Raw genomic sequence first — 13,559 nt, 5'->3', positions numbered from 1 at the left:
AAGAATTCTTGTCAAAAAGTATATCATTGACAAGGAAAGTTGTCAAGCTGAGAAATTTAAAGTCGTAAGAAGGAAAGAATATGAAGCATAAGAAGTTAAAACAAGCTCTTGCCGGCGTTGGGCTGGCACTGCTGCTTTTATTACCAGCGGGAGGAATTGCGGTCAACTGTATGACTTATCAGCCGGAAGCGGCAGCACAGCAGGCCTTAAGAGGGGACAGCCACGTGGTGGTAAAGGATGGAGGAACCATTGCCTTTGAACCGGAAAACCAAAAGGGAGAGACTGGCGTCATTTTTTATCCCGGCGCTTTTGTATCGCCTGAAGCCTATGCCCCTCTGGCTCTGGAAATTGCGGAGCAGGGGTATCCTGTTTATATTGTCAGAATGCCCATGAATCTGGCAGTACTCTCGCCAGAACGGGGAAGTGAGATAATGGCGCTGCACCCGGAAATTGAAAACTGGGCGGTTGGTGGACACTCCCTGGGCGGAGCTATGGCGCCGGAGCTGGCAAAGACTCATAACAAAGTAAAAGGAATCTTTTTTCTGGCCGCCTATCCGGCGGATGACGGCATAAAGGATGCGGAGGTTCAGGTGGTTTCGCTCTGGGGAAGTGATGACGGCGTCGCTGATTTAGATAAAGTGAGGACAGCGGAAGCTCTTTATCCAGAAACAGCGGTCATGACAGAGATTGAAGGTGGAAATCATGCAGGCTTTGCCGATTATGGTGCACAGAAGGGGGATAATCAGGCGGTCATTTTAAATACGGAACAAATGCATCAGGCAGCAGAGGGAATTCTTGGACTGCTTGAGAAAATCAGCTAGCGATGGAAAATCTGGACGCCTTTATGAAAAAGTACCGATTGCAGCTAAATGCCCAGCAGCGTGAGGCTGTTGGCAGGATTTCTGGAGCTACGCTGCTCCTGGCTGTGCCAGGCAGTGGGAAAACAACGGTGGTCATTTGCCGTATTGCCTATATGATCCGAGTAAAAAAAATATCTCCCGAGTCTATTTTAACGCTGACCTTCAGCAAAGCCGGCGCCCGTGACCTGAGCCGGCGTTATCTGAAAATTTTTGGCGAAAAGGGAGCAGAAGGCCTTCGCTTCAGCACGATTCACAGTTTTGCCCTGTCGGTTATCCGAAATTATGAACGTTTATATCACCGCCGTGCTTTTCAGATTGTTGAGAGTAGCGGAAGTATTATCAGAGAGCTGTTTCGGGAACTTTTTAAGAGCCATCCGGCAGAAAATGACATTGTGGATATTGTATCGGCTATTACCTACTGTAAAAATATGCTGCTTTCTGAGGAAGAAATCGAAGAAATGAAAGTGGGTGATGTGGAGTTTCCTAAACTGTTCAAGGCCTATGAAGCGTACAAACGCAGACATCATCTGATGGATTTTGATGATATGCTCAAATATGCCTGGCTGCTCTTAAAGAAGACCCCTGAGCTGCTGAAGATTTTTACCGGCCAGTACAAGTATATCAATATTGATGAAGCCCAGGATACTTCGAAAATCCAATATGAAATTATCCGGCTTCTGGCGGGAGAGGACGGCAATGTCTTTATGGTGGGTGACGAGGACCAGAGCATCTATGGGTTTCGAGGAGCTTATCCAGATGGGCTGTTGAGCTTTAAGGAAACTTATCCCTGCGGTGAGGTGCTGCTCATGGAGACGAACCACCGCAGCACACAGCAGATTGTGAACGCAGCCAACCGTTTTATCCGGCTTAACAAGGAGCGCTATGTTAAAAATATGCGGACAGATAACGAAAAAGGGGTGCCAGCAGTTCATGAATATGTAAAATCTGTGGAGGATCAGTACTGGTTTATCCTTAAATCCGTTAAAAACGAGGGCAAGGAAACCGCTGTGCTCTACCGCAACAACGAGTCGGTTATCCCGCTGGTAGATCTTTTTGAGCGGGAGGGCGTGCCTTATGCGGTTAAAGAACATAATCCTCTCTTCTTTACACATTTTATCGTGCAGGATATCAGAAGTTTTGTGACTCTGGCCGCAGATCTGTCGGATTTTGAAACCTTTGAGAAAATATATTATAAAATGAACTGCAACATTTCCAGAAAAAATGTATTGGAGGCAGGAAAGTTAAGACAGCCTGGGCAGGATGTTTTCGAGGCTTTGCTGTCCCTTGATGAAATTCCTGAATGGCTTGTAGAAAAGGTGAAAAATATCCGGACGGCATTTAAGCGGCTGTCGGCCATGAGCGCTCAGGAGGGACTCGACTTTATCGTCTGGAATATGGGCTATCGGGAACATCTGGATTATCGGATTTCCTGCGGCTATCGGGAGGAGCAGCTGAATCAGAAGCTGGATATTCTAAAAACGCTGGCGGGAAGGGAGAGTACCATGGACGCTTTCCTGAAACGTCTGGACACACTGCAGGAGGCCCTGCGGGGGTCAGCTTTGCCTCGGAAGGCAGACGTGACCTTTTCGACAATCCATTCCAGCAAGGGGCTAGAGTTTGAAAAGGTCTTTATCATTGACGCGGTGGAGGGGGAATTCCCATCAATGGCAGCTCTTGATGACAGCGAGGAGGGTCGTCGGCTTTTCTGCGAGGAGGTTCGCCTTTTTTACGTAGGTGTGACACGCGCGAAACGGGAGCTGGAGTTTATTTCGGTGGGAAAAAAGAACGGCCGGCATAACAGACGGCCAGTATCACAGTTTGTCCGCATTTTTCTGGGGGAAAAGCCTCCGGCGGCGCGCAGAAAAAGCACTGGCAGCGTGATTGCAGGAGGGTCCTTGGCCCAGGGAAAGGGCTTCGGCATTTTTGATGTATCCATTGTCAGAAAGGCAGAGATGAAAGACGTGGACTGTTCTGCGTATGTTCCTGGGGCGGCAGTGCTGCATCAGGGCTTTGGTGAAGGTGTTATTCTGGAGATTAAGAAGGATATGGCCACCATTGATTTTGAGGGCTGCGGTCGTAAAAAGCTGAATATAAAGGTCTGTGTCACCAATAAAATTATCCGATTGCAGGATTAAACTTGACAAGAAACAGGCCGAACGGTATACTGTAAACAAATGTAAAACCGTTGAAGATGGAGTAAAGCGTGTGACGTATTAACAGAGAGCCGGGGAGCTGGAAGCCGGTAATAAACGAGCATGGCATAATGGGCATCTGAGGGTGTGATGAAAGAGTAATCGAGTATTTCACAACGTTTCGAGGGCGTTAACCGGAGAAGGTGTGTTGGCATCTTGGACAAAGTGCGCAGCAATGCGAAAAAAGGTGGTACCGTGGGTTATAACAGACTCATCCTTTATAAGATAAGGATGGGTCTTTTTTATTTGTAGAACGAGCAAGGAGATAAAGATGATCAGAGAACCCTTAGAAGAATTAAAAAGTTTAGTCAGCCGGCTGGAAGCATCCAGTCCCTTTTACCAGAGAAAATTTAAGGAATGCGGCGTAGAGGCCGGAGATATCAAAACCATGGAAGATTTCAGAAAGCTGCCCTTCAGCGATAAAGATGAGCTCAGAAAGGCGTATCCCCTGGGAATTCAGGCTGTACCGGATGAAGAGGTAGTCCGTATCCATTCATCTTCCGGCACCACTGGACAGCCGGTCATTATCCCTTATACCAGAAAGGATGTGGAGGACTGGGCCATTATGTTTGAGCGCTGCTACCGCTACGCGGGTATGGACAACAAAGACCGTATCCAGATAACGCCGGGCTATGGTCTGTGGACAGCGGGGATTGGTTTCCAGGCAGGGGCGGAGCGCCTTGGAGCAATGGTTATCCCTATGGGGCCGGGGAATACACAGAAGCAGCTGAAAATGTTAGTGGATATGCAGACCACTGTTCTGGCCAGTACTTCCTCATATGCTCTGGTGCTGGCAGAGGAAGTGGCTAAACAGGGATTGCAGGATAAAATTAACCTGAAGCGGGGAATTATTGGCTCAGAACGCTGGGGTGATAAAATGCGTAAGCGTATTGTGGATGAGCTGGGAATTGAGATCTTTGACATTTACGGCCTGACCGAAATTTACGGGCCGGGTATCTCCATTGACTGTCATCATCACTGTGGTATGCATTACTGGGATGATTACCTGTTTATGGAAATCATCGACCCCGATACGCTAAAGCCGGTGGAGGAGGGTGCCTATGGAGAAATGGTGCTCACGACCCTGCACAAGGAAGGCGGGCCGCTGCTGCGTTATCGCACCCATGACATCACCCGTTTTATCCCAGGGCCATGCCCGTGTGGCTCAGACCATCCAAGACACGACCGTATTGTGGGAAGAACTGACGATATGGTCAAAGTGAAGGCGGTTAATATTTATCCGGGGCAGATCGATGAGCTGCTAAAGGAAATCGACGGCGTCAGTTCAGAATATCAGGCCATCGTGGCAAATGAAAACGGCAAGGATGTTGTGCATCTGCGGTTTGAGGTGGAGAACGGTGTCGATAAGGAGGAAATCCAGAAGGAAGTCAATTATCAGTTTAAGTCTAAAATTGGCATTACAGTTATCCCCGAAGCAGGATTTATCGGTTCACTGCCGCGTTCAGAAAAGAAATCCGTGAGAATCATCGATAACCGGTTTGAATAGGCGCTGCAGGTTTAAGTTTCGCTTAAGCACCTGTGAATAACCGGTAAAATTTCAGAAAAATCTCGAAAAAGAAGAGAGACTCTGATATAATATTAAAAAATGTAAGGAGTGTGCAAAAAACTCAAGATGAAAAATAAAAAGAATAAGTCAAACCGTTTTAAGGTTATTTTACATGAAGTATCCGACGATGGCGCGGGAACGAAGATCATAGAAGATACAGAGACTGGTATTACTTATCTTTACTGTTATGGTGAAGGCGGCGCAGGGTTAACCGTTCTGCTGGACGAAGAGGGAGAGCCGGCTGTGGCCCCCGAGAGATAACAGGACTATTTTAAATAGACGATCCTCCTGTATGGGCAGGAGGATTTTTTTGGTGAAAAAGTTAGCCAAAAATAACAAAATTAATGATAATCAAAGAAAAAGTGGGTATAATTAAAGATAGCGAAATAGGAAACCAATACAGGAGGAAAAAGAATGAGTACATATATTGAAGATATTATGGCACGTGAGGTGCTGGATTCAAGAGGAAATCCGACCATCGAGGTGGATGTTTACCTGGAAGATGGTTCCATGGGCAGAAGCATGGTACCTTCCGGCGCATCGACCGGTGCCTTTGAAGCGGTAGAGTTGCGCGACGGTGATGACAGCCGCTACATGGGAAAGGGCGTTTTAAAAGCAGTTGAGAATGTTAATTATATGGCGGAACATCTGGTAGGGATGGATGCTTTAGATCAGGTTGCGCTGGATGAAGCCATGATCGCCATTGACGGGACCCCCAATAAGGGGAAAATGGGTGCAAATGCCATTTTGGGAATCTCCATGGCCAATGCGTATGCGGCTGCGGAATCTCTGGGACTGCCTTTGTTCAGATATTTAGGTGGTGTCAATGGCAAGACATTGCCAACCCCGATGATGAACATCTTAAACGGCGGCGAACACGCCGACAACAATGTGGATATTCAGGAGTTTATGATTATGCCCGTAGGCGCAAAAAGCTTTTCCGAAGCACTGCGCATGGGTTCAGAAATCTTTCATAACCTGAAAAAGGTACTCCAGAAAAAAGGACTGGTAACTAGCGTTGGCGATGAAGGCGGATTTGCGCCAAATCTTGAATCCAACGAGGAAGCTCTTGAAGCCATCATCGAAGGTATCCAGGCAGCCGGCTACCGTCCAGGCGACGATGTGCGTCTGGCAATGGACGTTGCGGCCTCTGAAATGTACAATAAGGAAAGCGGAAAATATATATTAAAGGGTGAGGGTAAAGAGCTGACAACAGAAGAAATGATTGACTTTTACGAACGCCTGATTACCAAATATCCTATTATTTCCATCGAAGACGGCCTGGACGAAGAAGACTGGGCAGGATGGAAGATTATGACAGAGCGCCTTGGAAAAAGAATCCAGCTGGTTGGCGATGACCTCTTTGTCACAAATACAGAGCGCCTGAAGAAAGGGATTGACCTTGGTGTTGCAAACTCCATTCTCATTAAGGTAAATCAGATTGGGACTTTGACCGAAACACTGGACGCCATTGAAATGGCAAAACGCGCTGGATACACTGCCATCGTTTCACACCGTTCCGGTGAAACAGAGGATGTGACCATTGCAGACCTGGTAGTGGCCATGAACGCCGGCCAGATTAAAACCGGTGCGCCGTCCCGGACAGACCGTGTGGCAAAATATAACCAGCTGCTTCGTATTGAAGAATATTTGGGACAGACAGCCATTTACGGCGGGATCAATTCCTTCTATAATTTGAAAAATGTTTAAGTTAGAATTAAGGGCGGGGGCGTATCATTAGCATTGTAAGAGAATCCCCCTCTCTTTTACAAGAACAATCGAATAGCGACAGAACAAGGCCGGGAATTACAGCAGTGTAATTCCCGGCCTTTTGTGGTCTGACGATGATTTACCCACATTTTATCCACAATATCTTCTATGTTTGTGGATAAGATGTGTAATATTACTTTTTTAGTTATGCACAGATTGTGCATAACTAAGGTTAAAGCTGTGGGTGCTTTTCAAAAATGACATCAAAATGTGTCATTTCCAAATTGGAACCACATGGAAGAGCCCGGTCATAGCATTTGTTTCCGTACATTTCGTGAACCTCGGAAACTGTGACTTTGTCGTTAATGAGGAAGTTATCCATCATGTTGATTTTGCGCACGGTGTCATCGACGGCCTGTTTGAAAAGCTGTGGATAACTGTCAGTGAAGGTTTCCCCAGTGCATGGGTGCTGCCAGGGTTCTTCTGCTATGTTAAGCACAAGATATTCATTTGTATACAGTGGGTAAAAGACTCGTGTTACCAGCCGTTCTTCCTGGATCAGTTTTTCGATGGGCTGAAGGAAATGCTTTTTCCGGTTTTTGGGGTCAGAGAAGAGTCTGGCCAGCTGGGCAGTATCTGCTACTGTGTCTTTTATGCAGTCTCGGGGCGTGGTTTCGCCATAAATATATTTCATAATAAAAGTGAAAAACTGTTCCAGTGCGTTGAGCGTTCTTGGACTGGGTGTAAAAAGCTTTTCGAGGGGAAAGAAGCAGCCAAGCTTCTGATATTCATACTGGTAATGGGCAACATCCAGGAGAACCTCAAAGTATTTATGGTAATAAGAATAGATTCGGCTTCCGGGAACCGTGCTGTCGCAATGACCGGTTTTATAAAAGATATATGGATGGGTGGCTACGTCCAGGGAGTGATGACAGCTGAAGCCGGCAAGATAGCTCAGAATAATATCCCGGTCCCGCTCATTGGTAAAGGCGTACTTAAAGCCATAGTAAAAAAAGGCGTCGACCCTTTTCTTGTGGATGAGATTACCATAGCGGTGCAAAGGCTTTGTGCCTTTCCAGGGCATAGGATGGTGGTAATAAAAGAAGTCCGGGCCCTGAGTACCCAGACGATATGCGTCGTAATGGTTAAGGATAATGGCGTTCATGGCGCTGTGTTCCGGAAGCGTGTTCAGTGCTTCACGTCCGCAGCAGTAATGGTTCAACATGTCTGACATAAAAGGTTTAACCTCCTTGTTGGTCATTTTAATAAAGTTATTTTACCATAAACAGCATTAAAATTCCTTGATAAAAATAAAGAGTTGTGAGGAAGTGACGGGTTGGTTATAATGTTTTTATAAATAAAGAAAATTCATAAAATAATATAGAAGGAGAAGTATTATATGTATTTAAAAGGAATCGGAATCGCGTCACATCCGCCGGTGATTATACCTGAGATTGGCGGCGGCAGAGAACTGATGGCAGAAAAGACTATACGCGGAATGCGTGATCTGGCGTTAAAGATAGCAGAAATCAAACCAAAAGTGATTATTTGTATTACACCTCATGGAAATGTGTTTCAGGATGGTGTCAGTGTCATTTATGAAACCAAGCTTGAAGGAGATATGGCAGCGTACGGCGCACCGGAAATCCGACTGGAAAAACGATGTGATATGGGGCTTCTGGAGGAAATGAACCGCCGATTTGCTCAGTCAGACTGTCAGAGCATTTTTTTAAACCAGAAAACAGCTGAAGAATTCGACATTGAGCGGAAACTGGATCATGGTTGTATGGTTCCGCTTTATTATATCGAAAAGTATTATCAGGATTACAAGCTGGTTCACCTTACCATTGGAGAACTCAGTCTCATTGAGCTTTTCAGAACCGGACGCGTTCTGCGTGAAGCCATCGAAGCCTACGGGAAGGATACGCTGATCCTGGCCAGCGCGGACTTGTCCCATTGCCTTAAAGATGAAGGACCTTACCATTTTAATGCCATGGGCCCGGTGTTTGACGAAAGGGTCACCCAGGGGATAGAGCGGAAGGATTACTATTCCATCTTAACCTTGTCGCCTAAAATTTATGAGCCTGCCAGTCAATGTGGACTCCGTCCGATCGTTATGGCTCTTGGGGCAACCGACAGCATAAAAACCCACTCGAGACTCTTTTCTTATGAAGGGCCTTTTGGCGTCGGCTACCTGAGCGCCTTCATCGATTTTGCTTTAGAGGAAAAAGACCCGATTAACGAAAGCCTTATTACCCGATACGAGCAGGACATGGTCAGACAGCATGAGAAAAGACTAAAGGCAGAGGACGCTTATCTGGCGCTGGCGCGTCTGACCATTGATACCTGGGTAGAGGAAGGACGCAAATTTGACTGGAAACAATATCTGGATGAGGTGAAAGATCAGAAAGCAAAGACAGCCCTTGAAAATCAGCAGGGCGGTGTTTTTGTCTCTATCTATAAAGCCGGTGAGCTGCGGGGCTGTATGGGAACATCCCAGGCCGTAACAGAAAATATCGCGGAAGAAATTGTGCGCAATGCCATCGAAGCCTGTGCCTATGACCCGCGTTTTCTGCCCGTTGAGCCCCAGGAGCTTTATCAACTGGAAATCTCTGTGGATATTTTGGGAAGACCGGAATATATTGAGGCTTTAAACGAGCTGGACCCGTATCGTTACGGTATTATCGTGGAAAAGGGGGTGAACCGCGCTTTGCTGCTGCCGAATCTGCCAGGTATTGAAACAGTTGAGCAGCAGGTAGAGATCGCCAAAGAAAAAGCAGGCATCATTGATATGCAGGATGATTTCGAGCGGGTGGTCATAGAGCGGTTTGAAGTAGAACGCCACCAAACCGATATTGCATTTTAAAAATTAAGGAGGCAGAGCATGGGGCTGAGAGACTGGTCCATACGAAAAAAGCTGATTCTCTCCAATATAATGATGATTGTCATTCCGGTTGTTTTAATTCTGATCATTATCGGCGGTACAGTGTTTGGTCTTCTGATGATCATGCTTCCGGAAAACCAGGCCAATATGCTGTTTAAGGTAGACGGCACTGTGTCGACCTATCAGTTACAGCTGGCCTTTGATTCCATGTGTGAGAAAATTTCAGGAAAGGATAAAGAGGATGGGAACGATCTGACCGCTTTGACGAATGCTTTGGAAAAGCTTGGAGCATCAATCGCTGTAACCGGGGGAGAGCTGCCTTATCTCACCGATGGTGTCACCGTCGATGAAATCGAGACGGAGGCCAGGGAAATCGCAGGGGCTACAGATCTCGAAAATCAGCCGTTGTTTCTTCGGAATGACCGGGGACTCGTGTACCTCATGCCAGTTACCAACCAGACTGGTGAGAAAATACGTCTGCTCGTTGTCAGCAGTGAGATGGATTTTGAAGAAAGCTCCTCATACGCGATCTGGGATAACTGGGATAAGATCAAGCTCATCATTAAAATCAGCGCGGCAGTGGTCGCGGGTATTGCGGTGGTCATCGTAGTGCTGACTGGACTGGTATTGGCGGGGAAGCTTTACAAAACCATGATCTATCCCATTAAAAGTATCCGAGACGGCGCCCGGGAGATTCGAGACGGCGTACTGGACCATCCGGTAGAGGTCTACAGTAAAGATGAGCTTGGCGAAGTGTGTGATGATTTTGAAGAAATGCGGATTCGCCTTAAGGAGTCCGTTGAGCTGCAGCAGCGTTATGAGAGCTCCAGAAAAGAATTGATTGCAGGAATATCCCACGACCTGTCAACGCCGCTTACCTCCATTAAAGGGTATGCCGGAGGTCTTTTGGACGGTGTAGCCAACACCCCGGAAAAGCAAAAGCATTATCTGCGAACCATTTACGATACTGCCTGTGATATGGAGGGGCTTGTAGATAATCTCTTTCTGTTTTCTAAGCTGGATATGGGTAAAATGGATTTTCAAATGGAAAGTATCCCGATAAAAGCGTATCTTACAGATTTTTGTGCAGAGGCAGGTTTAAAGATACAGGGACGTTCAGTGGAGATTCAATTGGATAATCAGCTAAAAGACAAAAAGTTTGTGAGTATTGACCAGACACAGTTTGGGCGGGTGCTCTGGAATTTACTTGAAAACAGTCTCAAATACGCCGAAGAAAAAAATGTGAAAATAACAATAACCCTGGCCGAAGAAGCAGAAAAAGTGGTGCTGCGCTTTGAAGATAACGGACCAGGCGTGGAGCAGGAAGCGCTCGAAAAAATTTTTGACAGCTTTTATCGGACAGATCCTGCCAGAAGCAGCTTGAAAAAAGGCAGCGGGTTAGGGCTTTCTGTTGCCCGTGAGATTATTGAGGGCTTTAGCGGGAGAATCTATGCAGAGGCTTCAAAACTGGGTGGGCTGGCGATAGTTATAGTGCTGCCGATAGCGGAGGATTAAAATGAAAAAAATTCTGATTATAGAAGACGATCTGAAAATCGCAGAGCTGGAACGAGACTACCTGGAAATTAACGGTTTCCGGGTAGAACTTGCGGCCGATGGCGGCACCGGACTTTCATCTGCTGTGAATGATGACTTTGATTTGATTGTATTGGATTTAATGCTGCCTGGTATAGACGGCTTTACAATTTGCAGGAGCATCCGTGAAGAAAAGGAAACTCCGATTATAATGGTCTCAGCCAAAAGAGATGATGTCGATAAAGTAAGAGGACTCGGTTTAGGCGCTGATGACTATATGGTCAAACCTTTCAGCCCTGCGGAGCTGGTAGCCCGTGTTAAGGCGCATATTGCCAGGTTTGAGCGGCTGACCAGCCAGGAAAAAAGAGAGCGGCACCATATAATAGAAATAAACCGCCTTCAAATTGATAAGGACGCCAGAAGGGTTTATCTTAGAGAAAAGGAAGTAACCCTGACTAACAGGGAATTTGATCTTCTTTTGTTTATGGCAGAAAATCCCAACATTGTTTTTAATAAAGAAACTTTGTTTGAGAGAGTGTGGGGACTGGATGCAGTGGGAGATACCACGACAGTCACCGTTCATGTGAACCGGCTTCGCGAAAAAATTGAAATAGACAACCGTGAGCCGCATTATATCGAGACCGTTTGGGGAGCAGGTTATCGTTTTAAAATATAAATTGAAAAAACAAAAAAAGTGCTTGACAAAAGCGTATTATAAAACTATAATAATAAAAGTCTCGTGATGATGGCAAAGGGGAAACACCTGTTTACATACCGAACACAGAAGTAAAGCCCTTTAGCGCTGAAAGTACTTGGCGGGCAACTGCCTGGGAGGATAGGACATCGCGGGGCTTTTTTATGCCTTTTATTTTCAATGAAAATAAAAGATGTAAAAAAGATTAAAAAAGTGCTTGACAGTAAGAGCGACGAGCGCTATAATAATTAAGCTGTCTTGAGAGAGCAGCAGCCACAACGCTTTTAAAGTTTCGACAAAATGAAATTTAAAAATAAATTTCAGAAAATGCTTGACAGACGAAGGTGCTTGATGGTATACTATAAAAGTTCTCTCGCGAGAAAAGTACTTGCGGGAAAACATATAATTTTCCGAAAAGAAATATATTTTGGAAAAAGGGTCATAGAAAAGAGAATAGTACCATAAAACCTGAAATTCCAGCTGATGGAAATCAGCAAAGGATAAAAAACGCAAGTGCGATGAACACTTCAAAAAAATCATCACATGAACCAGATCAAGAAGCCGAAAGGCAAACGATAAACTTTTTATTGAGAGTTTGATCCTGGCTCAGGACGAACGCTGGCGGTATGCTTAACACATGCAAGTCGAACGAGAAGATCAGTTAAGAACCTTCGGGGGAATAAGTGATTGGAAAGTGGCGAACGGGTGAGTAACGCGTGGGTAACCTGCCCTATGGAAAGGAATAGCCTCGGGAAACTGGGAGTAAAGCCTTATATTATGGAGAGATCGCATGGTCATTTCATGAAAACTCCGGTGCCATAGGATGGACCCGCGTCCCATTAGCTAGTTGGTGAGATAACAGCCCACCAAGGCGACGATGGGTAACCGGTCTGAGAGGGCGAACGGTCACACTGGAACTGAGACACGGTCCAGACTCCTACGGGAGGCAGCAGTGGGGAATATTGCGCAATGGGGGCAACCCTGACGCAGCAATACCGCGTGAGTGAAGAAGGTTTTCGGATCGTAAAGCTCTGTTATTGGGGAAGAAAACATGACGGTACCCAATGAGGAAGTCCCGGCTAACTACGTGCCAGCAGCCGCGGTAATACGTAGGGGACAAGCGTTGTCCGGAATGACTGGGCGTAAAGGGCGCGTAGGCGGTCTGATAAGTCAGATGTGAAAGGTACCGGCTCAACCGGTGACGTGCATTTGAAACTGTCAGACTTGAGTATTGGAGAGGCAAGTGGAATTCCTAGTGTAGCGGTGAAATGCGTAGATATTAGGAGGAACACCAGTGGCGAAGGCGGCTTGCTGGACAAATACTGACGCTGAGGTGCGAAAGCGTGGGGAGCGAACAGGATTAGATACCCTGGTAGTCCACGCCGTAAACGATGAATGCTAGGTGTTGGGGAAACTCAGTGCCGCAGTTAACACAATAAGCATTCCGCCTGGGGAGTACGACCGCAAGGTTGAAACTCAAAGGAATTGACGGGGACCCGCACAAGCAGCGGAGCATGTGGTTTAATTCGAAGCAACGCGAAGAACCTTACCAGGTCTTGACATCCTCTGACAATCCCAGAGATGGGACGTTTCCTTCGGGAACAGAGAGACAGGTGGTGCATGGTTGTCGTCAGCTCGTGTCGTGAGATGTTGGGTTAAGTCCCGCAACGAGCGCAACCCCTGCCTTTAGTTGCCAGCATTGAGTTGGGCACTCTAGAGGGACTGCCGTAGACAATACGGAGGAAGGTGGGGATGACGTCAAATCATCATGCCCCTTATGACCTGGGCTACACACGTGCTACAATGGTCTGAACAGAGGGCCGCGAAACCGCGAGGTGAAGCAAATCCCTTAAAACAGATCCCAGTTCGGATTGCAGGCTGCAACTCGCCTGCATGAAGTTGGAGTTGCTAGTAATCGCGGATCAGAATGCCGCGGTGAATGCGTTCCCGGGTCTTGTACACACCGCCCGTCACACCACGAGAGTTGGCAACACCCGAAGCCCGTGAGAGAACCGTAAGGACTCAGCGGTCGAAGGTGGGGCTAGTAATTGGGGTGAAGTCGTAACAAGGTAGCCGTATCGGAAGGTGCGGCTGGATCACCTCCTTTCTAGGGAACAGG

Annotated in this window: 9 protein-coding genes and 2 rRNA genes; 10 read left to right on the top strand and 1 reads right to left on the bottom strand. The window is 46.7% G+C overall.

What is annotated here, in order from left to right:
* Positions 1-80: 80 nt before the first annotated feature.
* The 5 genes from CPZ25_RS12310 (at position 81) to eno (ending at position 6,329) form a co-directional block, all read left to right on the top strand.
* Positions 81-821, top strand: a complete 741-nt coding sequence (locus CPZ25_RS12310; protein ID WP_096918720.1) for an alpha/beta hydrolase — start codon at positions 81-83, stop codon at positions 819-821.
* Positions 822-844: 23 nt separating this feature from the next.
* The gene (locus CPZ25_RS12305) at positions 845-2,995 is read left to right on the top strand and encodes an ATP-dependent helicase (protein WP_243129301.1); all 2,151 of its coding nucleotides are present in this window, start codon (positions 845-847) and stop codon (positions 2,993-2,995) included.
* Positions 2,996-3,323: 328 nt separating this feature from the next.
* Positions 3,324-4,559, top strand: coding sequence for a phenylacetate--CoA ligase family protein (locus CPZ25_RS12300; RefSeq protein ID WP_096918718.1), 1,236 nt, complete (start codon positions 3,324-3,326; stop codon positions 4,557-4,559).
* 126 nt (positions 4,560-4,685) lie between these two features.
* Positions 4,686-4,880 carry a DUF6440 family protein gene (locus CPZ25_RS12295; RefSeq protein ID WP_013382635.1) on the top strand — a complete coding sequence of 65 codons (195 nt, stop codon included), beginning with the start codon at positions 4,686-4,688 and terminating at the stop codon, positions 4,878-4,880.
* Between the two features lie 153 nt (positions 4,881-5,033).
* Positions 5,034-6,329 (top strand): phosphopyruvate hydratase, encoded by a 1,296-nt coding sequence (gene eno / locus CPZ25_RS12290; protein ID WP_096918717.1) that lies wholly within the window; start codon positions 5,034-5,036, stop codon positions 6,327-6,329.
* 232 nt (positions 6,330-6,561) lie between these two features.
* On the opposite strand, the gene CPZ25_RS12285 is transcribed toward eno, so the two are convergent.
* On the bottom strand, positions 6,562-7,563 hold the full coding sequence (locus CPZ25_RS12285; protein WP_096918716.1) for a zinc dependent phospholipase C family protein: 1,002 nt from the start codon (positions 7,561-7,563) through the stop codon (positions 6,562-6,564).
* A gap of 165 nt (positions 7,564-7,728) precedes the next feature.
* Here CPZ25_RS12285 and amrA point away from each other — a divergent pair, with 165 nt between their 5' ends.
* From amrA to CPZ25_RS12260, 5 genes are all read left to right on the top strand, one after another.
* On the top strand, positions 7,729-9,195 hold the full coding sequence (gene amrA / locus CPZ25_RS12280; protein WP_058696158.1) for an AmmeMemoRadiSam system protein A: 1,467 nt from the start codon (positions 7,729-7,731) through the stop codon (positions 9,193-9,195).
* Positions 9,196-9,213: 18 nt separating this feature from the next.
* Positions 9,214-10,728, top strand: a complete 1,515-nt coding sequence (locus tag CPZ25_RS12275) for a HAMP domain-containing sensor histidine kinase (protein ID WP_096918715.1) — start codon at positions 9,214-9,216, stop codon at positions 10,726-10,728.
* A 1-nt stretch (position 10,729) separates the two neighbouring features.
* Positions 10,730-11,422: a response regulator transcription factor gene (locus CPZ25_RS12270; protein ID WP_096918714.1), complete on the top strand. Its 693-nt coding sequence runs from the start codon at positions 10,730-10,732 to the stop codon at positions 11,420-11,422.
* A gap of 59 nt (positions 11,423-11,481) precedes the next feature.
* Positions 11,482-11,598, top strand: a 5S ribosomal RNA gene (gene rrf, locus CPZ25_RS12265).
* Between the two features lie 425 nt (positions 11,599-12,023).
* Positions 12,024-13,547: ribosomal RNA gene (locus CPZ25_RS12260) — 16S ribosomal RNA — on the top strand.
* Positions 13,548-13,559: the final 12 nt, after the last annotated feature.

It is taken from the genome of Eubacterium maltosivorans (assembly GCF_002441855.2).
Lineage (GTDB): Bacteria > Bacillota > Clostridia > Eubacteriales > Eubacteriaceae > Eubacterium > Eubacterium maltosivorans.
The sequence above is the reverse complement of the archived record's forward strand: the minus strand, read 5'-3'. Positions and strand labels throughout refer to the sequence as shown.